This is a genomic window from Erythrobacter donghaensis (assembly GCF_002155425.1).
Taxonomy (GTDB): Bacteria; Pseudomonadota; Alphaproteobacteria; order Sphingomonadales; family Sphingomonadaceae; genus Erythrobacter; species Erythrobacter donghaensis.
The window spans coordinates 20963-41635 of record NZ_MUYG01000005.1 but is presented as its reverse complement, the minus strand read 5'-3'; the positions used below and the strand labels follow the sequence as shown (position 1 = coordinate 41635).

Genomic DNA, 20673 nt, shown 5'->3' with positions numbered 1-20673 from the left:
CCTCGCGCCAAAAGCGTCAGTCCGTGCATGGATTGCTTCGCCTGCGGCTCGCAATGACGAGACTTTGAAACAGGTATGACCTTCTCCTTCGACCTTACCGGCCGCACCGCGCTTGTCACCGGGGCGTCCTCGGGCCTTGGCACTCGCTTCGGGCGCATCCTTGCGGCGAGCGGGGCGAGGGTCGCGCTGGGCGCGCGGCGGGCCGACCGGCTGGCGGCGCTCGCGGACGAGATCGGCCCTGCCGCCGCTGCCGTCACGATGGACGTCGCGCGCGAGGCCGACATCATCGCCGGGTTCGACGCCGCCGAGGCCGCGTTCGGCGGCCCGGTCGATACCGTCATTGCCAATGCCGGGGTGGACGGCGCAGGGATGGCCACGACCATCTCGGAAGACGCAATCGAGCATACCCTCGCCATTAATCTCAAGGGCGCGATCCTGACCGCACGCGAGGGGGCGAAGCGGATGATGGCCCATGGCGTCACCAAGGGCCGGATCGTCCTGATCGCCTCGATCACCGCCTTTGAGCCTTCCCCCGGCCTCGTCGCCTATGCCGCCAGCAAGGCGGGCGTGGTGCAGGCGGGGCGCACCATGGCGCGCGAATGGGCGCGCGCAGGGATCAACGTCAACACCGTCTCCCCCGGCTACATCCGCACCGCGATCAACGATGCCTGGTTCGACACCGAGGGCGGGCAAAAGCAGATCGCGAAGTTCCCCAAGCGCCGGTTGATGGGCGAGGAGGGGCTCGACGCGATGATCCTGTTCCTGTGTTCCGACGCCGCCGAATTCGTGACGGGCACGGACTTCGTGCTGGACGACGGGCAGACGCTGTAGCGCCCCCCAGCCTTACGCCGCGCGGGCCATCGCCTTGCCGGTGGGCAGGGCCACCTCGGCAGCCAGACTGTCACGCCGCAAGCTCTTGCCAAGCGCATGATCGGCCAACCGATCGCGTCCGCGGGTCTGGAAGGCAGTGACTTCGGCAATCAGCGCCCGTGCTTCGTCCGCCAGCGAACGGGTCGAGGCCGAACATTCCTCGACCATCGCGGCATTGGCCTGCGTCATCCGGTCCATCGCCGCCACCGCATGATCGACCTCGCTCAGCCGCTGCGACTGGCTCTGCGCCGAGTGAGAGATCGCGGCGATCAGCCCGCCGATGCTGTCGACGCTGGAGACCATCTGGCTCAGCGTCGTGCCGCTTTCGCCGTCCAGCCGCACGCCTTCGGCAACCTCTGCACCGCTGTCCGAGATCAGCTTGCGGATCTGCTCGGCCGCCTCGGCAGAGCGCTGCGCCAGCCCGCGCACTTCGGTCGCGACCACGGCAAAGCCCTTGCCCGCCTCGCCCGCGCGCGCGGCCTCGACCCCGGCGTTAAGGGCGAGCAGGTTGGTCTGGAAGGCGATCGAATCGATCACCTCGATCACCGTCGCGATCTCCTGCGAGGTGCGCGCGATCGCGGTCATCGCCGCAACCGTGCGCTGCACCACCTCATGCCCGTCGCGCGCGCGGCTGGTGGCTTCGGCCATCGCGGAATGCATCGTCTGTGCATTCTGCGAGATATGCCCGATCGCGCCGGTCACCGCCGACAGCGCCTGCGCGGTCTCGGCAAGGCGCGAGGCCTGGACTTCGTTGCGCGAGGCCTGGACTTCGTTGCGCGAGGCCTGGACTTCGTTGCGCGAGGCCTGGACTTCGTTGCGCGAGGCCTGGACTTCGTTGCGCGAGGCCAGATCCTCGGTCGCGGCGCGGATCTCGGCGATCGAGCGCTCGACGCCGGTCGATCCCAGCCGCACCCGGGCAATGGCATCGCACAGCGCTTCGAGCGCGGTGTTGAAATCTTCGCGCAGCACCTCATAGCCCGCCGGGGAGTCTTCCCTGCAGCGATATTCGAGGTTCTTGTGCGCCAGCGCCGTCAGCGCATCGCTCAGCGACTGCACGATTGCGCGCTGATCGCGCTCGGCGGCGCGGCTGGCGACCGCGGCGGCGCGGAAGGCTTCGAGCGCGCTCGCCATCGCGCCGATCTCGTCGGACCGGCCCAGCCCGGCGACCGGGACATGGAGATCGCCCGCCGCCATCGTCTCCATCGCGGTGGAGAGTTACGCCATCGGCTCGATCGCGCGGTCGCGGATCCGGCGTGCGGCGGTGATCACCCCCGCCGCCAAGGCCAGCACCAGCACACCCGCCAGCACCACCAGCGCCGCGGTGATCGCATTGTTGCGCGCCACCATGTCGGCGCGGTAGGCGTTGGACATTGCGACCAGCTTGAGCACATGGCCATGCTGCGCCTCGTAAGCGCGCGCCAGATCGCCGTCGTGCACCGCGCGCATCCGCGCCGCATCGCCTGCGCGCGCGGCCGGGAGGAAACGGCTGTCGAGCACCTGCCAGAAGGCATCGGCCGAAGCGATGGTGGCATCGACCTGCGCCTGAAGCTCTTCGGGCACCGGGGTCTCGGCCCAATAGGCCTGCCGCTGGCGGAACTCCTCGCGCGTCACGTCCAGCCGCTCCATGTGCTCAGGCACGCGTCCCGGGTTGGCCGCCATCAGCGATGTCAGCAGGAACGGCTCGACGCTGTAGGCAGGCGGCGGGAGGATGTCCGCGAGCAGCACGTCCTGCAGGGTGTTCTCCTGCGTCATCGGTCCGCCGAAGCGCACCAGTGCGATGGTCACGCCCGTGACCGCCACCGCCAGCACGATCAGCACCATGATGATGCGGCTACCGAGTTCTACCTGTCGCTTGATCAGCACGCGTGAGCCTTCCAGACCGGAAAAGCCGGAAGGATGCCGCGCAATACTGGCAGATGTGCCCACCCCTCCCCCTAGGAGAAGCGCGTAGTGCGCTAGCCCCGCGCGTGGGCGGCGATTTCGCTGGTTATGCGCGGGATCAGCGGGATCGGCAGATCGTGGCCCCAGCCGGGGATCGTCACCAGCCGGCTGCCGGAGATATGCCGCGCGGTATCCTCGCCCGCTTCCAGCTTCACCAGCGGATCGGCCTCGCCATGCATCACCAGCGTCGGCGTGGTGACGCTGGCGAGCCGCGAGCGGCGGCAGCCATCGTCGATGATCGCGGCGAGCTGGCGCGGCAGCCCCGCCGGATAGACCGAGCGGCGCATGTTCGCCAGCACCCGTTCGCGGTGATGCGCCTCGTCGAAGGGGAATTCGGGGCTGTCGGGCGTGCCGATATTGCGGATGATGTTGAGCCCGTGGGCGACCAGTGTCTCTTCGTCCATGCCCTTCAGCGGCGCAGTCAGCGCGCCGATCGCGGCGGGCTCGGCCTGCGGCAGCTTGCCATTGCCGGTGGTCGACATGATCGAGGTCATGGTGATCAGCCGTGCGGGATGGTGGATCGCCATCAGCTGCACGATCATGCCCCCCATCGAGGCGCCGACGACATGGGCCTTGTCGATCCCCAGCGCATCGAGCAGCCCGATCCCGTCGTCGGCCATGTCCTTCAGGGTATAGGGCACCCTGGCCGGAAAGCCGATCTTCTTGCGCAGCACCTGCACCGCCAGCGACGGGGCCTTGGCGCCTTCGAACTTCTGGCTGAGGCCGATATCGCGGTTGTCGTAGCGGATGACGCGGAAGCCCTCTCCCACCAGCGCCGCGACCAGTTCGTCCGGCCAGAGGGTGAGCTGTGCGCCAAGGCCCATCACCAGCAGGATCACCGGAGCCTCGGGCGCGCCCTGCTCTTCATAGAAGATTTCGATACCGGTGTTGGGGGTGGTGATGGTGGGCATGGGCGCAAGCGTTCCTCTGTGGCGGCCCGTCCGGTCATCTCCAGACAGGTCCGGCGATATCGAAGCCGCGTGCGTCCAATTGGTCAAGCACTCCGCCCTCTTCCGCCAACACTCTTAGCGGCACGACCGCGAGCGTGGTGCCCTTGGCGGTGCCGGCTTCGGCGATGCGATCGGTCCAGATGGTGCGCAGTTCGCCGCCCACCTCGTCATCTGCCCAGGGCCAGCACTGGCCGAGCGCCTGTTCGAGCGGATTGGCCATCACCGCGCGAATATCGGAGCGCCGCCAATCGGTGCCGCGCTGGGCGACGATGTCCGGCCCGCCCTCCAGCGCATCCATCGCCGCATTGAGGCAGGGGATATGCGTTTCAGGCGGAGCCTCAGCCAGATTGTCGAGCAGGTCTTCGCCCCGCAGCGTGGCGGCGCGGGTGGTGGGCACCTTGGCCTTGTCGGCGGCCTTCCTCACGACATCGGTGGTGTCGTCGCCCGTGTCGCGGTTGAAGCGCAGCTCCTTCGACAGCAGTTGGAACGACGTCATCAGGAAGCTGGAGCGGGAATAGTCCTCCTTCTGCGCCGCGCCGATCGCGGAGAGCCGCGCCCATTGTTCCGGGGTGAGATACTGGCTCGCCACGGTCTTGTCGGGCAGCTTGGTGAACTTGCCGCCCGAGAAGATCAGGCGGAAGATATCCCCCGGAGAAACCTTGGGCCGCGCGCCGAGGATCACGCGGTCGGCCTCCTTGGTGGCCTCCTCCAGCCGCGCAGGCTCCCACGGCACCGACTTCGGGATCGCCCGGATCTCGCCGACGAGGATGATGGTGCCGGTGGGCGTGTCGATGGTCCACATCGGCGCGCCCGAGCGCTGGGCGGTGACGACGATGGCGTTGGTGGTTTCGGGCTCGGGCTCTTGGGCGGCGAGGGGGGTAGCGATCAGGGCGGAAAGTATCGCCGCAATCGAGAGAGAATTCCGAAGGTTCTTCATTGTGCGCCCCATGATTTCATCATTCGGCACCTTGCTAGGACAGTGCGCCTGAATACTTGCCGAACCTCCGCCCACTCCAATCCCGTTCGTGCTGAGCCTGTCGAAGCACCGCACTGCTTCGCGGGAGGTGGGATGAAGTGAATGGCGGCCCTTTGACAAGCTCAGGGTGAACGGACCCTTCACCAGAACATTATGCCATGAAGGTAATGCCTCACGCGGTGCAGATGATCCCCCCAATGCGCTTCGTAGCCGAACCGGAACTCCCAAATGGCATCTGCCACCGTCCCGTGCTCAAACTCCCACAGCACCTTCGCCAGATCTCCCGCGATCTCCGCAAGCTCGGCTGACGCAAACGTGCACATGGGCTGCTGTTCCGCACCGCCTCTTGGATCGACAAACCAGATGATATCGTCGTCCTCGAAAAAACGCACAGCGCCGAGGGCGAGGGGCTTCTCGTCAATCCGGGGAGCCCGGCTCGCCTCATCAGACTGCGGTTCGACTTTAGGCGTCTCGAGATAGATTCGCACCAAGTCGTCCAACGAACAAGCAACGTCTTGAAGCGTCGCCGCAGTATTTTCGGGTGAAAGCAGTGAAAGGAAGTGACGGATCGCTGTCTCGATTTCTGCGCGATGCTCCGTCAAGGCACCAACACCGTTTCCTTCACCGCCTCCGACGGTTTGCGCATCGCCGCAATGGCATAGACGTAGGTCAGCGCCGCCGCGCCGGCAATTGCGGCCCCGCGTAGGGGCTCCGGCACGACCAGGTAGGCGGTGTAGCAAAGCACGGCGCGCAGGATGAAGTGGCGCAAGCCCGCCGGATCGTCAGCGCCCCATCCGTGCGGCACCCAGACCATGCCCGCGAGTATGGCCATGCCGAGCACCAGCAGATCAAGACTGCCGGTGGCGCTCGCGGCGATCATGACCAAGGGGATCAGCAGCGCCACAACGAAGATCATCTGCATGAACAGCTGCGTGACAGGATTGGCGCTGCTCTCCTTGCGAATACCGTCAAGCCCGCGCAGGCGGTCGATCAGCATCGAAAGCGGAAACGGCGCCGCTGCGGCGGTAAAGACGGCCCAAGCGGGCAGCTGGCCATCCAGAAGCACCAGCGCCAGAGCAAGACTGGCCCAACTGATCAAGCCGGCGATGGGCATTCCGGTTGTGCTGGTGCGCAGGTATTCGCGCCGGGCGTCAGCCAAGGAAGTTGACGAAAAGTCCATCCGCATTTGCCTCCAAGGCTGATTGTGCGCCACTTATCAGGCATTTCCCCGCGAATGTCACCGCCTTTACGGCACCAGCACCGTATCCTTCGCCTCGTCCGCCATCGCCGGATAGTCCAGCGTGTAGTGCAGCCCCCGGCTCTCCTTCCGCTTGAGCGCGCTCTGCACGATCAACTCGGCGGACTGCAGCAGGTTGCGCAGTTCGATCAGGTCGGTCGTCACTCGGAACGCGCCGTAGTAATCCTCGACCTCGCGTTTCAGCAGCTCGATCCGGCTTGCGGCGCGTTCCAGCCGCTTGGTGGTGCGCACGATGCCGACGTAGTTCCACATGAAGCGGCGGATTTCGGTCCAGTTCTGCTTGATGACGACTTCCTCGTCGGAGTCGGTCACGCGGCTTTCGTCCCACGGGAGGATCGCGGGCGGTGCTTCCAGCGTGTCCCAGCGCGAAAGGATGTCCTGCGCCGCGGCCTCGCCGAAGACGAAGCATTCGAGCAGGGAGTTGGACGCCAGCCGGTTCGCGCCGTGGAGGCCGCTTTCGGTGCATTCGCCCGCTGCCCACAGCCCCGGCACGTCGGTGCGCGCCGCCAGATTCACTACCACGCCGCCGCAGGTATAGTGCTGCGCGGGCACCACAGGGATCGGCTCCCGCGTCATGTCGATGCCGAGCCCCATCAGCTTGTCGTAGATGGTCGGGAAGTGCTCCTTCACGAAATCGGCGGGCTGGTGGCTGATATCGAGATGCACGTAATCGAGCCCGAAGCGCTTGATCTGGTCGTCGATCGCGCGCGCGACCACATCGCGCGGGGCCAGCTCCATCCGCTCGGGGTCGTAATCGACCATGAAGCGGCGTCCGGTTTCGGGGTGGAGCAGGTGCCCTCCCTCGCCCCGCACGGCTTCGGTTATGAGGAAGTTCTTGACCTCGAGATTGTAGAGGCAGGTCGGGTGGAACTGCATCATCTCCATGTTGGAGACGCGCGCGCCCGCCCGCCAGGCCATCGCGATCCCGTCCCCCGTCGCGCCGCGCGGGGCGGTGGAGAATTGATACACGCGCCCCGCCCCGCCGCTGGCGAGGATCGTGGCGCGCGCGACATGGCGTTCTACCCGGCCCGTCGCCTCGTCGAGTGCATAGACCCCCCATACTCGGCCCGCTGCCGAGAAGGCCTCGCGGTGGCGATCGGTGATGAAGTCGATGCAGGTGCGGCCCGGCAACAGGGTAATGTTGGGATTGGCCTCGGCGGCTTTCAGCAGCGCGGATTGCACCGCCCAGCCGGTCGCGTCGTCGACATGGACGATGCGGCGGTGCGAATGGCCGCCCTCACGGGTGAGGTGGAGCGAATCGGCGTCGCGGTTGAAGGGCACGCCCAGTTCGCACAATCGGTCGATCGATTGCGGCGCGGCTTCGATCACGAATTCCACCGTGGCGAGGTCATTCAACCCCGCGCCCGCCACCATCGTGTCGCGGATATGGTCCTCGAAGGTGTCGCCGGTGTCGAGCACCGCGGCGATCCCGCCTTGCGCCCAGGCGGTCGACCCGCCGGTGAGCGAGCCCTTCGCCAGCACCAGCACCCGGCGCGTTTCGGCCAGCGCCAGCGCCGCGGTCAGCCCCGCCGCGCCCGATCCGATCACGACAACATCGTGCGCGCCATCCTGCGCAAGATTGTCATCCGCCGGTCCCAAGGCCCTCTCCATCGCCATCCCATTGCCATGGCGCGCAATCGTGCGGCAGGCAAGAGCGATGCTTGTCACACAGCCTTAAGGCAAATGACTTAGGGGTTCCCCCTAGGTTGCAGTGCAACATAATGCTACACCGGCCCTATCGCGGATCAGCCCGAAGGGGCGGCGCGAGAGGATCGCAACCGCTGGAATCGTTCACTTTTTCTCTCTCCAAGGGCGCGTTTCCCCATGTCGATTGTGTCTTCCATCACCTGTTTTCTCAACTGGCACGAACCGGTCCGCCGCGACGTGGTCTGGAACGGCCGCGTCTATGTCGGCGATTGCAGCCATTGCGGCGCGCCGATCCAGCGGCGCGGACGGCGCGTGTGGCGCAGGCGAAAGGACGGGGCTGCGCACAGCAACGCGCCGACCCCGTCGTCGCGCTGAAACCGCTCTACGCCGCGGTCGCGCCTGCGGGTTTTGACCTCCCCGATCGCGAGGCTCGCAGCCCAACCCTTCGTGAGTTTGCCATGGCAGCCTAACGGCAATTGTCACTGGTTACCGGCGGTTCGCACGCTTAGCACCTGCCTCGTCCGGCTTCTGCGGGAAGCCCATGAAACTGGAGATGACAGTGAACGCTTCGCGCATGGCCGCGCTGGCCTTGTTGGCCCTTTGCGGATCTACAGGCCTATACGCCCAAACCGCCGCGCCGGAGGTACAGGAGCTCTTCCAGAAGGTTGAGGGCGCGTACATGATGAATGTCCGCAAGACACGCGGGGTGGAATGCCAGATCGCCCAGTTCACCGGGCCTGACGTGAACATGATGATGGTAGCGCAGCACAAGTCGGGCAGCTCGAACGTTCTGTTTTTCACCCCGATCAATCCGGTCGCGACATCAGGCCGTCAGAACATTCGGCTGGACTTGTCGAACGGTTCGGCAAGCATTGACATGACGCTGGACATGCGGGTGACCCCACACCCCAACACCGCCGATCACTGGGTGCTGAGTGCGCCGATCTCGTCCGATGAAGCCACAGCATTGCTGCTCAGCAGCAAGGTATCGGCGACGTCCAGCGATGGCATCCGATTGACGACACTGGCGGCCCCGTCGGCCCTTCGCACCAGCGCTATCAAGGCTTACGACGCCTGCAAGGCCCAGCTATAGCGCCTCGATCGTGTCGCCGGGACTTGCGGCATTACCGGCATCGACGCGGCAGCACACGCGCGCGCCTATCCCCCGCCACCCGTCAGTTGCACGAACACGTCCTCGAGATCGGCCTCGCGCGTGGTCACGTCCTCGATCGTCAGGCCCTGTCCCTGAAGGATCGCGAGCACCTGTCCGGCGCTGAGGCGGTCCTTGTCATAGGTGACCTCGACCCCGCGCGGGCCGGTAACCGCGACCTTGCTGAAGGCGTCATGCGCGGGCGGCTGGGCGAAATCTTCGGCGACAGTCACCGCGACGATCTTCTCGCGCGCCATGTCGACCAGTTCGCGGGTCGGCTTGTTGGCGATCAGCTGGCCGTGGTTGATGATGGCGATGCGATCGCACAGCTCCTCTGCCTCTTCGAGATAGTGGGTGGTGAGCACCACGGTCACGCCCTCGCGGTTGAGCTCCGTCACCAGCTCCCACAGCTGGCGGCGCAGATCGACATCGACCCCGGCGGTCGGCTCGTCGAGCACCAGAATGGGAGGGCTGTGCACCATCGCCTTGGCGACCAACAGCCGCCGCTTCATGCCCCCCGACAGCGTGCGGGCATAGGCGTTGCGCTTGTCACTGAGCCGCACCGCTTCCAGCAAGGCTTCACTGCGGCGGAGCGCGGCGGGGATGCCGTAGAACCCGGCCTGATTCTCCAGCACCTCGAAGGGGGTGAAGAAGGGGTCGAAGACGATTTCCTGCGGCACGATCCCGATCGAGCGGCTGGCGTTGCGCCGGTCGCGGTCGATGTCGAAGCCCCAGATCTCCGCCGTGCCGCCGGTCTTGTTGACCAGCCCGGCGAGGATATTGATCAGCGTCGACTTGCCCGCGCCATTGGGGCCGAGCAGCCCGAAGATCGCCCCCTGCGGCACATCGAAGCTCACCCCGCCGAGCGCCAGCTTGCCCTCCGTCATGGTGCCCTTGGCGCCCTTGGCCGGGGCATAGCGCTTGACGAGGTTGTCGATGCGGATCGCGGGTTCGGATGACATGGCCGCAGCCCTAGGCAAGCCGCGCGCCAAAGGCAATTGAACTGGCGCGGCGGGCGGGGTATCGGCATGGCCCATGAGCATTCCTCCTCCCGAAGTCCTGCTGGTCGATACGCGGCGCGTCAGCTGCGACGGCGCCAGCGGCATCCGCACCCGTGCGGGCTATCGCCCGGCGGCGCTGGGCCATCCACGCGTATTTCTCGAGATCGACGAGCATGGCTATGTCGATTGCGGCTATTGCGACCGGCGCTTCGTGCTGCGCGGCGGCCCGGCGGATGGCGCGGTGCAGGCGGAGCTTCCCGACATTGCCTCAGGCGCGGATGCGGGCGGCCACTAGCGCGCTGGCGCTTGCCGCGCTGGTCATGCCGGGCGTGGCTGCGGCGGCCGGGCCCTGCCCGGTGATCAATGCGCTGCTGGCTCAGAACCCCAAGCGGCTGAAGGGCCTCGGCGCGAACATCAACGGCGCGGGCACGATCGACGTAACGCTGAACGGCGCCGCCGACGCAATGCGCGGGGCGGAGAATTGCGACCTCTACGGGCCTGCGGAAGAGCTCCAGATCAATTGCGACTGGGCCTTCCATGACGAGGCCGAGGCGCGGCGTGCGCTGGAGACGGTGAAGGGGCGGCTCGAAGCCTGCCTTCCCGCCCCGCTCGAGCGGAACGAGGCGGTCATCTACACCGAACAGCAGCTTGCCGAGGCGGCAGGGCGATCGGGGGAGTCCTATGCCGATTACCTGCGCAACCGCGAGGAGCTGGCCGATTACGACGGGTCCTATCCGCTCGACCGTGATGAAGACCAATCGCTCGATGTTTCGGTGACGCTGGTGCGCGACCGCAAGACCGGGTCGCTGCGCATGGATGTCGATCTGGAGCGCGACTGAGGCGAGTCAGGGCGTGTTCAGCCCGCTTGTGCCATGACGCGCAGGCGGGTGGGGTGGATCAAGGAGTATCCTGTGATGAAACGCGCAACATTCCTGACATCGGCCTTGGTGGCGGCTGCCGCCACGGGCCTTGCCCTCACGCCGCTCGCCGCGCAGGACACAGGCGATGTCGAGGCCGAAGCCGAGGCTCCCGCGCCCCCATCCAAGGGCGAAGCGCGCCTTGCCAAGCTGCTCGAAGGCCGGGTCGCGGGCGAGCCGGTGCGCTGCATCCGCACCCTGCCTAATCAGCGGATGCAGACAATCGACGGCACGGCTTATGTCTATGGATCGGGCAACACGATCTATGTCCAGCGCACCCGCGATCCTTCGGCGATCGATGATAACAATGCGCTAGTGACCAACCGCTTCAACGCCACCCAGCTGTGCCGGCTCGACATCACCACCACGGTCGACCGGGTGCTGGGCTTCTTCACCGGCACGGTGTTCTTCGACGACTTCGTGCCCTACACCCGGGTGAAGCCCGACAACCGCGCCGAGGGCTGAACAGCGCGCATTGCGGCAGCGCAGCCAGCCGAATGGGTGCAGGCCGCATGGCCGCCATGGGGCAGCGAGCAGGTCGGCTGGCCGATCAGGCCGAGATAGCGGCACTCCTGCCGCAGATCATCGGCGGCAAGTTCCAGCGGCATCCCTTCACCGATCGCGGCGGCGAGCACCTGTTCCTGCTGGCGATAGGCGGTGATCTCGTCGTGAAGTTCGGCCAGCGAACGCGCTGCCTCGGTCACCTCGCGCCGCTCCGCGCGGGCGGCGTGCTGGCAGGCGGTCACACCGCTCGCGTCCGAGGTGTCGCTTGCGCCGGGAAAGGTCAGCTCAGACGGGGAGCACGCCGCGCCTGACGCACCCTCCGTCAAGCCATCACCCACCGGCGGCGCAGGCGCAGCGCGCGGCTGCCCGCTTTGCCAGCGCCCCAGCATCCACCCGGCCAATGCCGCAGCCATAATCAGCCCGCCGGGCACTACAGCCCCCGCTGCCATGAATTCCATACCCACCTCACCGTCCAATACAGCCGGAAAGGCCTCCCGCAGCCTGACCGAAGCACACGCACACGCATGCCCCGGCGACACCATCCAGAATCACCTTGGCACGCCGCGCATGGTGCCGCAGAGCACGCGGAGAGATAATGCGGGGTGTTACCTAGTTGACCGCTCTCAGCCTGCCGCCGGACGCGAAAACCGCACGGCTCAGGCGCGCGCCCTCATCCCCTTGGAATTATGCTCGGGCTTGGGCCTGCATCCGGGCGATGATCTCTTCGGCCTGGAGCATGATGCGGTCGATCAGTTCCTGACAGGTCGGGATGTCGTGGATCAGCCCGGCGACCATGCCGCAGCTCCACGCGCCTTCGTCCATCGCGCCTTCCATCATGATCTTCGGGTAGACCCCGGCGACTTCAGGCAGGATGTCCTGAATGGTGATGGTGTCGCCCAGATCCTTCTCCTTCTGGATCAGGCGTTCGACGGCGGCATTGTTGAGCACACGCTCGGTGTTGCGCAGCGGGCGCATCACCAGCCGGGTGTCGAGTTCCGAAGCAGCGAGGATCGCCTGCTTCACATTCTCGTGCACCGGCGCTTCCTTGGTTGCGATGAAGCGGGTGCCCATATTCATCCCCTGCGCGCCCATCGCAAGGCTGGCGACAAGGCTGCGCCCGTCGGCCATCCCGCCGCTGGAGACGAAGGGGATTTCCAGTTCATCGGCGGCGCGCGGCAGCAGGATGAAGTTGGGCACATCGTCCTCGCCCGGATGCCCGCCGCACTCGAACCCGTCGACGCTCACCGCATCGCAGCCGATGTCCTGCGCCTTGAGGCTGTGGCGCACCGAGGTGCACTTGTGAATCACCTTGATACCGGCATCCTTGAGCGGCGGGAGCAGGTCGACCGGGTTGCGCCCGGCGGTTTCGACCACCTTCACCCCGCCATCGATCACCGCCTTGACCAGCCCGGGATAGTCCGGCGGGGTCAGCGTCGGCAGGATGGTGAGATTCACGCCAAAGGGCTTGTCGGTCATGTCCTTGCAGCGCGCGATCTCGTTGGCGAGCTTTTCGGGCGTGCCCTGCGTGAGGCCCGTGATGATCCCGAGGCCCCCGGCATTCGACACCGCCGCCGCCATCTCGGCAAAGCCGACATAGTGCATCCCCCCCTGAATGATCGGGTGCTGGATGCCGAACATTTCGGTGATCGCGGTTTTCATGGCCTGTGTTCTCCCGTGCAATTGCGTGTTTGCAGGGGAGACAAGCCCACTTCGACAGGCCTTGCAAGCCCGCTTTTGCGATGGCCGCAGCGCGGCGACGCGCGCCGTAGCGTCAGCCGCGCTTGAAGGCGAGGCTGAAGGTCACCGGCACGGCGGGCGTGATCGAGGGCAGCTGCGCCAGTGCACGCAATTCGCCCAACTCGTCGGTCAGGTCGAACATGTCGGTCGAGATGATCACCGGCGCGGTCGGCACCACGGTCACGCGGTCGTCGGCGACGCGGGTGACGAGCACTTCGGTCTCGACATCGCTCGATGCGCCCTTGATCGTGACATTGGCCTTGAGCGGGCGGGTCAGCGACTGGCCCACCGCGAGGCCGGCGAAGGCCGCCGGGTCGAGCTTGGCGGTGACGGTTGCCTTGGGGTTTTCGGCCACACCGAAGAATATCTCGCGCATCCGTTCGTTGCGGATGTCCACCCCGGTGTTGACCGAGGCGAGGTCGATATCGAGGCTCGCGGTGCCATCGGCGGCGACGGTGCCGGAAAGCGTATCGAAGCGGTTGGCCTCCGCCACTTCGCCCGCCTTGATGCTGACATAGCTGAGCCGCGAGGCCGCCGGATCAAGCGCCCAGTCACCCTCGATCAGCGGCGCGGCGGCAGCGGTCTCACCACCGGGAGCATCGCCTGCCGGCTCCTGGGCACAGGCGGCAAGGCTGAGCGCAAGTGCGGCAGGGAGGGCAAGGCGGCGAAGGTTCGACATCACGATAGCGGGACCTTTCAGGCAGGATTCTCGGCGCTGAGCGATATGCGATTATCGGCGCAGGCGGAAGGGGTCGGATGCGGGGGTCAGCTTGCGGTGCGCTGCATGCCGCGCCGGATCAGCACGCCCGCCACAGCCAGCGCGCAAACCGGCAGCCACACCAGCAGCAGCTCGGATTGCAGCGTCAGCAGCCCGCGATGGGAGAAGAACCCGGCTCCGATCGGCGAGACGCGGATCGGGGTGACGGGGGCGAAGATGCGCGCGTCGCTGGCCGGCCACCACAGCGCCGGGCCCAGCCCACCGCTGGTGAAGGCATCGAGCACGCCGTGGCTCGCCATCGCCACGGCGAGGAACAGGAACGCCCCGATCGACCGCGCCTCGTGCCAGAGCAGCGCGATCGCGCCCGCGACGGCCACGGCAAAGGCGACCGCATGAGTCGCGCCGCGATGGCCCCAGGTGTCGGCATATTCGATCCCAAAAGCGAAGCCGATCACGTCGGCATCGGGCAGCATCGCCAGGCCCGCTCCGGCGAGCGCGAGCCGGGGGCTGATCCGCGCGCGCCCCGCCACCGCCGCCATCGCGAGCGGCACGATGGCGTGAGTCATTATGGTCGGCATGAGTCCCCCGCAGGACGCAAGCAGGTCACTCCCACTCGATCGTGCCCGGCGGCTTCGACGTATAGTCGTAGACCACGCGGTTGATGCCCTTGACCTCGTTGACGATGCGGGTCGCCACGCGGGTCAGGAACCCGGCGTCGTAAGGGAAGACATCCGCCGTCATCCCGTCGGTCGAGGTCACGGCGCGCAGGGCGCAGACCGAATCATAGGTGCGCCCGTCGCCCATCACGCCCACGGTCTTGACCGGCAGCAGCACCGCGAAGGCCTGCCAGATCGCATCATAGAGCCCGGCGTTACGGATTTCCTCGAGATAGATCGCGTCGGCCTTGCGCAGGATGTCGCAGCGCTCCTTGGTGACTTCGCCGGGGATGCGGATCGCGAGACCCGGGCCGGGGAAGGGGTGGCGGCCGACGAAAGCATCGGGCAGGCCGAGCTCGCGGCCCAGATCGCGCACCTCGTCCTTGAACAGTTCACGCAGCGGCTCGACCAGCGCCATGTTCATGCGTTCGGGCAGGCCGCCGACATTGTGGTGGCTCTTGATCGTGACGCTCGGCCCGCCAGTGAAGGAGACCGATTCGATCACGTCGGGATAGAGCGTGCCCTGCGCGAGGAAATCGGCGCCACCCACCTTCTTCGCCTCGGCCTCGAACACGTCGATGAAGGTCTTGCCGATGAACTTGCGCTTGGCTTCCGGGTCGGTGAGACCCGCGAGCCCGCCGAGGAACAGTTCTTCGGCCTCCACGTGCACCAGCGGGATGTTGTAGTGGTCGCGGAACAGGGTGACGACCTGCTCGGCCTCGTTCATGCGCATCAGCCCGTGGTCGACGAAGACGCAGGTCAGCTGGTCGCCGATCGCCTCGTGGATCAGCACCGCCGCGACCGCCGAATCGACCCCGCCCGAAAGCCCGCAGATCACCCGCTTGTCACCCACCTGCGCGCGGATTTCCGCGATCTTGGTCTTGCGGAATTCGGCCATGGTCCAGTCGCCCGCCAGCCCGCAGACGTGGCGCACGAAATTGGCGATCAGCTTGCCGCCGTCCGGGGTGTGGACGACCTCGGGGTGGAACTGGGTGCCGTAGAAACGGCGCGCCTCGTCCGCGATCACCGCGAAGGGCGCGCCGTCGCTGGTGGCGACGATCTCGAAACCCTCGGCGAATTCGGTGACCTTGTCGCCGTGGCTCATCCACACCTGATGGCGTGTCCCCACCTCCCACAATCCGTCGAACAGCGCGCAATCGCCGGTGACGGTGAGGAAGGCGCGGCCGAATTCACCGCCCCGAAACCCGTCGTCGCCGGTTTCGTGGCCGGGCCGGACTTCGCCGCCCAGCTGATGCGTCATCACCTGCTGGCCATAACAAATGCCGAGGATCGGCAGGCCCGCCTCGAACAGCGCCTGCGGGGCGCGGGGGCTGCCGTCGTCGGGCACGCTGGCGGGGGAGCCGGAGAGAATGATGCCTTTCGGCTGCAAGCGCGCGAAAGCCGCTTCGGCCTGCGTGAAGGGGGCGATCTCGGAATAGACCCCCGCCTCGCGCACGCGGCGCGCGATCAATTGCGTCACCTGAGAGCCGAAATCGACGATCAGGATCGATTCGGGGATGGCAGAATCGCCCGCGGCAGGGCTGGAAGGGTGCGCGTTCATGGCGGCGGATTACGAAGCGGGCCCCGCGCTGTCCAGCATCGCTGCGCATCGGGCCCATTCTTTTGCACCGCAGCAAAAATGTAGCGCCGCATTTTCATAGGTTTCCCGAAATCTCGGAGCATTTTGGTTGCAATCTTCGGAACCAATTTCGCATATTTCGCATTTGCACATCATTCTTGTGCACTGCACCAGAGTTTCAAACAGCAACCGAATGCCGGAAAGCGGCATCGAACCTTACGACACCCTCTCATAATCCGGAGTCTCACGATGCGTTTCACTCTCCCCCTGATCGCTCTCGCCGCTCTCGCCGCCCCGGCTGTGGCCGAAGAGACCGTCACCGTCCGCGTCGACTACGCCGATGTCGACGTGACCACTGCCGAAGGCCGCGCCGCGCTCGAAGCGCGGATCGACGCCAAGCTGCGCAAGGCCTGCACCATCGAAAGCGCCGCGCGCTACACCTATGGCCGCCCGGCGGTGGACAGCAAGTGCGTGGCCGATGCCCGCGCCGCCGCGCTGGCCGAAGTCGAGCGCGTCGCCTCGCTCCAGGCCCGCAACGGCCGCAGCGTCGCCGCCAACTGATCGCGGTCATGCGTTTGAAACAAAAGGCCGCTGGAGCGATCCGGCGGCCTTTTTGTATCGAGTTGCGGTAGGGATTTTGCTGCAAGAAACGCAAGTAAATTTGGCATTTTCGCATTTGAATTCGATTTGATCGAACACCATTTGCGCAGCCGAGCGATGCGGTGCCGGGCCCCTCTCTCCAATCCCGGCTTGCCCCTTGGGGCCCATCGCCCGGCGGCGGAAACCGAACACGGACCGCCCGCCCGCCTGCCGACCGGCAGGAGCGGCCCGAGCTCTCCCCCCTCGCTCGGCCCTCCCGCCCTGTCACCGTCCGGCCGCTCGGCTGGACACGCAGCGAAAGAGACGCGGCCACCACCCTCCCCCCCTGAACAGGAGGCCGCGTCTCGAGCCGCGCCCCCGCTCCCGACCATTACAGATTGCCTTTTTCGATTGCGGTGATGAATTATTTTCAGTCTCGCGAGAGATTGAAAATTACGCGCCGCTTTGTATATGGTGCTCAGACTCGGGCAGCCCCCTCTCCCCCCTCGGCTGCCCGGGTTCCCAAACAACAACAAAAACAGGGAAACTTGAACCATGACCATGATCATCGAAAAGGCTGTCGCCTTGCTGCTCGCCGTGACCGTCAGCGGCGCCGCGTTCAACACCTTCATCGTCTGAGGCGCATCGCCGCAGCCGGTGGAGCCAAGTGCAGACACCTTAAGTCCGGCCCGGTTCCTCACCCGAGGAGCCGGGCCGAACTGTTTTCAGGCTGGCTATTCCGTGCCGCCGAGGCGCACCGCTTCCGCGCGCAGATCGGTCTTGAGCAACTTGCCGATATGGCTCCTCGGCATTTCGGCAATGGCGTGGAGCGCGGCCAACCGCTGGGTCTTGCCGAGCCGCGCGTTGACCGCTGCCATGATCGTGGTGAGATCGGCATCGCCCTTGAGCACCACGAAGCCCACCGGCGTCTCGCCCCAGGCGCGCGAGGGCACGCCGACCACCGCGGCCTCGACCACGCCCGGCTCCTTGCAGAGCTCCGCCTCGAGATCGCTCGGATAGATGTTGAACCCGCCCGAGATGATCATGTCCTTGGCGCGGCCGACCAGTTCGACGAAACCTTCGGCATCTACACGCCCGATGTCGCCCATCCGCATCCATGCCTCGCCGGTAGCGGGGTCGATCCACTGCGCCTCTTGCGTTTTGTCGGGGCGGTTCTTGTAGCCGCTCATCATTGTGAGGCTGCGCCCGACGAGATTGCCCGGCGTGCCCGGCGGCACCTCGCGGTCCTCGTCGTCGAGCACCTTGAGCTCGCTCCCCGGCGCGGGGCGGCCGACGGTGTGGAGCTTGTCGGGGAATTCGTTGCAGGGGAGCAGGCAGACGACCCCGCCCTCGGTCATGGAATAGATCTCGATCAGCCCGCCGGGCATCCGCTGGAGCACTTCGCGCTTGAGGTCGGCAGGGAAGGGCGCGGAGGTGCAGTATTTGAGCTTGAGGCTCGACAGGTCGAAGTCATCGAACCCGGCAAAATCCATCAGCCGCTGATATTGTACTGGCACCAGCATGGTGATCGTGGTGCGGTCGGCCTCGGCATAGGAAAGCCACTTGGCGCAATCGAACTTCCCCATCACCCGCACGCATCCCCCCGCCAGCAGCACCGGCAGGAAAGCGACCATCGTGGTGTTCGAATAGAGCGGCGTCGAGGCGAGCGAGCGCACTTCCAGCCCCGCCCCGAGATAACTCAATGCCGTCGCCGCGAATTGCCGCCAGCGCATCCGGTGCGAGTGGACGATGCCCTTGGGGATGCCGGTCGTGCCGGAGGAATAGATGATGTTGAACGGGTCTTTCGGCTCTGGCGTGAAGGCAGGCGCGCGGGCACCGGGAGGAGCCATCCACTGGTCGATGCTCTCAAGCGGAACGCGGATCAGGTGTGCCATGAAATCCGGCCCCAATTCAGCGGCCTTGGCCGCATCAATGAACAGATGGATCGCGCCCGAATCTGTCGCCATCCCCTCAAGCTGCTCCGGCGAGGCGCTGGTGGTGAGCGGCGCGGCCACACCCCCGGCGCGCACCGCCGCCAGAAACACCAGCGCATATTCGACGCTCGAGGTGCCCAAAATCGCCACCGACTGCCCGCGCTTGAGCCCCGTCTCGACCAGCCGCGCAGCCAGCCGCTCGACCAGCCCGACCAGCTCGGCCCAATAGACCTCGCGCCGGTCGTCACGCAGGGCGAGATCGTCGCCCTTGATCCGCGACCATTCCATCAGGATTTCGGGGAAGCTGCCGAACGGCTCGGCTAGGCGGCTCATCATCGCGTCGGTGTTCATGGCGGGTATGCATAATCGGCAGCGCGGCGCGCGCAAACTGTTTGCACAGCCGCGCGCACAGGTGGAAAGGTCCGGCGCGAAGGAGAGGGACACCCATGATCCGCATGACCGCAATGATCGCACTCGCCGCTGTGGCGCTCGCTCCGGCGGCGGCGCAGCAAGCCGAGCCTGCGCCGCAGCGGGTGCTGGTGGTGGTCGCCCACCCCGATGACGAGCTGTTCATGGCCCCCGCCATAGCGGCGATGGCCCGCGAAGGGGCGGACGTGGCGATCTACTATGCCACCGCGGGCGATGCAGGGCCGGGCGTGTCGGGCATGGCACCGGGGCCGGAACTGGCCGAACGGCGCATCGCCGAAGCATGGTGCGCGATCGAGGCGCTGGGTGTTGCCGCCCTCGTCGGTAGTGAGGCGGGGGACGGGACGCTGGGTCTTGCCGCGCATCATCCCGAAAGCGCGGCGTTAAAGGTGAAGGCAGACCTCGAACGGCAGATGCCTGCCACCGACCTCATCCTCACCTGGGGGCCGGATGGCGGATACGGCCATGCCGATCACCGCATGGTGAGCGCGCTGGCCACGCAGGTGGTGCAGGCCCTGCCCGCCGCCGAGCGGCCCGCGCTGCTCTATGTCGGCATCCCCGCAGGCAGCCTGCCCCCGGTGCCGGAGATGGCCGGGTGGGCCACAACCGACCCCGCGCTCCTCACCCAGACCATCGCCTACACCTCCGCCGATCTCGCCGCTGCCAAAGCCGCCGCGATGTGCCACGTCACGCAGTTTGACGAGGCCTCACGCCAAGGGGTGATGGGCCTGTTCGATGCGACGATGTGGCAGGGCAAGGTGCATTTCCGCCCAGCCTTCTAGACCCCGGGCTCTTCAGGTCTTTGTGACGATTGGCGGATTTGGCCAAGCGCGCAGCGCACGCCAGTGTGATAGTCTGCTCTAAAAAACATCCCAGCTTCGAGTCGCATTGTGTCCCCTTTCACGGAGAGAGACCCCATGCGCTTCAAGAACAACGGCTGGCTGGAAGATAGCCCGCAGGTGCCTTCGCCCAATTTCTACAGCGGCAACAATCCGCGCGAAGTGATCGTCATGCATTACACGGCGAGCTACAATGCGCAGTCCGCGATCGACGCCTTCAAGAAACGCGGCGGGGCGAGCGCGCATTTCGTGGTCGAGACCGATGGCACCATCACCCAGATGGTCTCCACCGCCGATCGTGCCTTTCACGCCGGACCTGCGGTCTATCATGGCCGGTCGGGCGTGAACCACTTCTCGATCGGGATCGAGATCGTCAATCCCGGCTACCACTTCAAGGCGGCGGACGGCGGCTGGCTCAACTGGAACCGCAAGCCCGTCAGCGCAGCCAAGCTGGCGCCGTTCCCCGGCATGATCGAGGCGCAGGACCCGTGGGTGGGATCGGCCCGGCAATATTGGCCGCTGTTTCCCGAAGACCAGCTGAAAGCGGTCGAGACGCTGACCAAGACGCTGCTCAAGACCTATCGCACGCTGGTCGACATCGTCGGGCACCGCGACATCGACACGGTGCGCCGGTGGAAGGTCGATCCCGGCCCGGCCTTCCCGATGATGCGGTTCCGCCGGTTGATCGACCACCGCGATGACGCGGTCACTCCGGTCACCTATGTGGTCGAGACCACCGGCGGCAAGCTCAATGTGCGCGGCGGGCCGGGGACCAGTTTCGATACGCTCGACTGGGGGCCGATCGGCAACGGGCAGCAGGTGGAACGGCTGGAAGCGCGCGGGGATTGGTATCTGATCCGTCGCTGGATCGACGGGGTGGCCTGTCAGGGCTGGGTCTATGCGGCCTACCTTTCGCCGGTCCCCTGACAGCCCCGCGTCGCTCGCGTCGACGAAGTGCCCTCGTCACCCGTGGAAAAGCACCGCTTGCGGC

General features: G+C 66.3%; 23 protein-coding genes. 9 read left to right on the top strand and 14 right to left on the bottom strand.

Annotation, left to right across the window (positions count from 1 at the left end; genetic code table 11):
• Window positions 1-75: 75 nt before the first annotated feature.
• Window positions 76-831, top strand: a complete 756-nt coding sequence (locus BZF59_RS00725; RefSeq protein ID WP_086606334.1) for an SDR family NAD(P)-dependent oxidoreductase — start codon at window positions 76-78, stop codon at window positions 829-831.
• A 12-nt stretch (window positions 832-843) separates the two neighbouring features.
• Here BZF59_RS00725 and BZF59_RS00720 read toward each other — a convergent pair whose 3' ends face one another.
• From BZF59_RS00720 to nadB, 7 genes are all read right to left on the bottom strand, one after another.
• Window positions 844-2073 carry a methyl-accepting chemotaxis protein gene (locus BZF59_RS00720; protein WP_086606333.1) on the bottom strand — a complete coding sequence of 410 codons (1230 nt, stop codon included), beginning with the start codon at window positions 2071-2073 and terminating at the stop codon, window positions 844-846.
• Between the two features lie 12 nt (window positions 2074-2085).
• Complete coding sequence (locus tag BZF59_RS00715) at window positions 2086-2733, bottom strand: hypothetical protein (RefSeq protein WP_086606332.1); 648 nt, start codon at window positions 2731-2733, stop codon at window positions 2086-2088.
• Between the two features lie 92 nt (window positions 2734-2825).
• Complete coding sequence (locus BZF59_RS00710; RefSeq protein ID WP_086606331.1) at window positions 2826-3722, bottom strand: alpha/beta fold hydrolase; 897 nt, start codon at window positions 3720-3722, stop codon at window positions 2826-2828.
• Between the two features lie 34 nt (window positions 3723-3756).
• Window positions 3757-4698, bottom strand: a complete 942-nt coding sequence (locus tag BZF59_RS00705) for a TraB/GumN family protein (RefSeq protein WP_086606330.1) — start codon at window positions 4696-4698, stop codon at window positions 3757-3759.
• 179 nt (window positions 4699-4877) lie between these two features.
• Entirely contained in the window at window positions 4878-5339 is a 462-nt protein-coding gene (locus BZF59_RS00700; RefSeq protein WP_158094226.1) for a DUF5063 domain-containing protein, read from the bottom strand.
• Complete coding sequence (locus BZF59_RS16140) at window positions 5336-5917, bottom strand: DUF7010 family protein (RefSeq protein ID WP_158094225.1); 582 nt, start codon at window positions 5915-5917, stop codon at window positions 5336-5338. The genes BZF59_RS00700 and BZF59_RS16140 overlap by 4 nt, the downstream gene beginning before the upstream one ends.
• A gap of 66 nt (window positions 5918-5983) precedes the next feature.
• Window positions 5984-7612 (bottom strand): L-aspartate oxidase, encoded by a 1629-nt coding sequence (nadB, locus tag BZF59_RS00690; protein WP_245805954.1) that lies wholly within the window; start codon window positions 7610-7612, stop codon window positions 5984-5986.
• Between the two features lie 207 nt (window positions 7613-7819).
• Here nadB and BZF59_RS00685 point away from each other — a divergent pair, with 207 nt between their 5' ends.
• Together BZF59_RS00685 and BZF59_RS00680 are read left to right on the top strand one after the other, a co-directional pair.
• Window positions 7820-8017, top strand: a complete 198-nt coding sequence (locus BZF59_RS00685) for a hypothetical protein (RefSeq protein ID WP_086606327.1) — start codon at window positions 7820-7822, stop codon at window positions 8015-8017.
• 166 nt (window positions 8018-8183) lie between these two features.
• Window positions 8184-8735, top strand: coding sequence for a hypothetical protein (locus tag BZF59_RS00680; RefSeq protein ID WP_086606326.1), 552 nt, complete (start codon window positions 8184-8186; stop codon window positions 8733-8735).
• 65 nt (window positions 8736-8800) lie between these two features.
• Here BZF59_RS00680 and BZF59_RS00675 read toward each other — a convergent pair whose 3' ends face one another.
• Window positions 8801-9754 (bottom strand): ABC transporter ATP-binding protein, encoded by a 954-nt coding sequence (locus BZF59_RS00675; RefSeq protein ID WP_086606325.1) that lies wholly within the window; start codon window positions 9752-9754, stop codon window positions 8801-8803.
• A gap of 73 nt (window positions 9755-9827) precedes the next feature.
• Here BZF59_RS00675 and BZF59_RS00670 point away from each other — a divergent pair, with 73 nt between their 5' ends.
• The 3 genes from BZF59_RS00670 to BZF59_RS00660 all read left to right on the top strand — a co-directional run bounded on the left by BZF59_RS00670 (window position 9828) and on the right by BZF59_RS00660 (window position 11175).
• A complete protein-coding gene (locus BZF59_RS00670) occupies window positions 9828-10088 on the top strand; it encodes a zinc-finger domain-containing protein (protein ID WP_086606324.1) in 261 nt (86 codons plus the stop codon).
• Window positions 10072-10632 carry a hypothetical protein gene (locus tag BZF59_RS00665; protein ID WP_086606323.1) on the top strand — a complete coding sequence of 187 codons (561 nt, stop codon included), beginning with the start codon at window positions 10072-10074 and terminating at the stop codon, window positions 10630-10632. The genes BZF59_RS00670 and BZF59_RS00665 overlap by 17 nt, the downstream gene beginning before the upstream one ends.
• Window positions 10633-10707: 75 nt before the next feature.
• Window positions 10708-11175 (top strand): hypothetical protein, encoded by a 468-nt coding sequence (locus BZF59_RS00660; RefSeq protein WP_143738044.1) that lies wholly within the window; start codon window positions 10708-10710, stop codon window positions 11173-11175.
• Here the strand turns inward: BZF59_RS00660 and BZF59_RS00655 are convergent.
• From BZF59_RS00655 to guaA, 5 genes are all read right to left on the bottom strand, one after another.
• Entirely contained in the window at window positions 11136-11678 is a 543-nt protein-coding gene (locus BZF59_RS00655; RefSeq protein WP_143738043.1) for a hypothetical protein, read from the bottom strand. The genes BZF59_RS00660 and BZF59_RS00655 overlap by 40 nt on opposite strands.
• Before the next feature lie 220 nt (window positions 11679-11898).
• A complete protein-coding gene (locus BZF59_RS00650; RefSeq protein ID WP_281251627.1) occupies window positions 11899-12963 on the bottom strand; it encodes an NAD(P)H-dependent flavin oxidoreductase in 1065 nt (354 codons plus the stop codon).
• A 22-nt stretch (window positions 12964-12985) separates the two neighbouring features.
• Entirely contained in the window at window positions 12986-13630 is a 645-nt protein-coding gene (locus BZF59_RS00645) for a YceI family protein (protein WP_086606319.1), read from the bottom strand.
• An 86-nt stretch (window positions 13631-13716) separates the two neighbouring features.
• On the bottom strand, window positions 13717-14235 hold the full coding sequence (locus BZF59_RS00640) for a metal-dependent hydrolase (protein WP_211277326.1): 519 nt from the start codon (window positions 14233-14235) through the stop codon (window positions 13717-13719).
• Window positions 14236-14272: 37 nt separating this feature from the next.
• Window positions 14273-15886: a glutamine-hydrolyzing GMP synthase gene (gene guaA / locus BZF59_RS00635; RefSeq protein ID WP_086606317.1), complete on the bottom strand. Its 1614-nt coding sequence runs from the start codon at window positions 15884-15886 to the stop codon at window positions 14273-14275.
• A 267-nt stretch (window positions 15887-16153) separates the two neighbouring features.
• On the opposite strand from guaA, the gene BZF59_RS00630 reads away from it, so the two are divergent.
• Entirely contained in the window at window positions 16154-16465 is a 312-nt protein-coding gene (locus BZF59_RS00630; protein WP_086606316.1) for a UrcA family protein, read from the top strand.
• Between the two features lie 752 nt (window positions 16466-17217).
• On the opposite strand, the gene BZF59_RS00625 is transcribed toward BZF59_RS00630, so the two are convergent.
• Complete coding sequence (locus BZF59_RS00625) at window positions 17218-18768, bottom strand: class I adenylate-forming enzyme family protein (RefSeq protein WP_245805953.1); 1551 nt, start codon at window positions 18766-18768, stop codon at window positions 17218-17220.
• Between the two features lie 95 nt (window positions 18769-18863).
• Between BZF59_RS00625 and BZF59_RS00620 the strand changes: the two genes are divergently transcribed.
• Together BZF59_RS00620 and BZF59_RS00615 are read left to right on the top strand one after the other, a co-directional pair.
• Window positions 18864-19625: a PIG-L family deacetylase gene (locus tag BZF59_RS00620; RefSeq protein WP_086606315.1), complete on the top strand. Its 762-nt coding sequence runs from the start codon at window positions 18864-18866 to the stop codon at window positions 19623-19625.
• A 135-nt stretch (window positions 19626-19760) separates the two neighbouring features.
• The gene (locus tag BZF59_RS00615; protein ID WP_086606314.1) at window positions 19761-20609 is read left to right on the top strand and encodes an N-acetylmuramoyl-L-alanine amidase; all 849 of its coding nucleotides are present in this window, start codon (window positions 19761-19763) and stop codon (window positions 20607-20609) included.
• The last annotated feature ends 64 nt before the right edge of the window (window positions 20610-20673 follow it).

Bases quoted from the DNA above. Each gene is read 5' to 3' on its own strand.
- BZF59_RS00725 (WP_086606334.1), top strand. From the start codon at position 76: ATGACCTTCTCCTTCGACCTTACCGGCCGCACCGCGCTTGTCACCGGG.
- BZF59_RS00720 (WP_086606333.1), bottom strand. From the start codon at position 2,073: ATGGAGACGATGGCGGCGGGCGATCTCCATGTCCCGGTCGCCGGGCTG.
- BZF59_RS00710 (WP_086606331.1), bottom strand. From the start codon at position 3,722: ATGCCCACCATCACCACCCCCAACACCGGTATCGAAATCTTCTATGAA.
- BZF59_RS00705 (WP_086606330.1), bottom strand. From the start codon at position 4,698: ATGAAGAACCTTCGGAATTCTCTCTCGATTGCGGCGATACTTTCCGCC.
- BZF59_RS16140 (WP_158094225.1), bottom strand. From the start codon at position 5,917: ATGGACTTTTCGTCAACTTCCTTGGCTGACGCCCGGCGCGAATACCTG.
- nadB (WP_245805954.1), bottom strand. From the start codon at position 7,612: ATGGCGATGGAGAGGGCCTTGGGACCGGCGGATGACAATCTTGCGCAG.
- BZF59_RS00685 (WP_086606327.1), top strand. From the start codon at position 7,820: ATGTCGATTGTGTCTTCCATCACCTGTTTTCTCAACTGGCACGAACCG.
- BZF59_RS00680 (WP_086606326.1), top strand. From the start codon at position 8,184: ATGAAACTGGAGATGACAGTGAACGCTTCGCGCATGGCCGCGCTGGCC.
- BZF59_RS00675 (WP_086606325.1), bottom strand. From the start codon at position 9,754: ATGTCATCCGAACCCGCGATCCGCATCGACAACCTCGTCAAGCGCTAT.
- BZF59_RS00670 (WP_086606324.1), top strand. From the start codon at position 9,828: ATGAGCATTCCTCCTCCCGAAGTCCTGCTGGTCGATACGCGGCGCGTC.
- BZF59_RS00665 (WP_086606323.1), top strand. From the start codon at position 10,072: ATGCGGGCGGCCACTAGCGCGCTGGCGCTTGCCGCGCTGGTCATGCCG.
- BZF59_RS00660 (WP_143738044.1), top strand. From the start codon at position 10,708: ATGAAACGCGCAACATTCCTGACATCGGCCTTGGTGGCGGCTGCCGCC.
- BZF59_RS00645 (WP_086606319.1), bottom strand. From the start codon at position 13,630: ATGTCGAACCTTCGCCGCCTTGCCCTCCCTGCCGCACTTGCGCTCAGC.
- BZF59_RS00640 (WP_211277326.1), bottom strand. From the start codon at position 14,235: ATGACTCACGCCATCGTGCCGCTCGCGATGGCGGCGGTGGCGGGGCGC.
- guaA (WP_086606317.1), bottom strand. From the start codon at position 15,886: ATGAACGCGCACCCTTCCAGCCCTGCCGCGGGCGATTCTGCCATCCCC.
- BZF59_RS00630 (WP_086606316.1), top strand. From the start codon at position 16,154: ATGCGTTTCACTCTCCCCCTGATCGCTCTCGCCGCTCTCGCCGCCCCG.
- BZF59_RS00625 (WP_245805953.1), bottom strand. From the start codon at position 18,768: ATGAACACCGACGCGATGATGAGCCGCCTAGCCGAGCCGTTCGGCAGC.
- BZF59_RS00620 (WP_086606315.1), top strand. From the start codon at position 18,864: ATGATCCGCATGACCGCAATGATCGCACTCGCCGCTGTGGCGCTCGCT.
- BZF59_RS00615 (WP_086606314.1), top strand. From the start codon at position 19,761: ATGCGCTTCAAGAACAACGGCTGGCTGGAAGATAGCCCGCAGGTGCCT.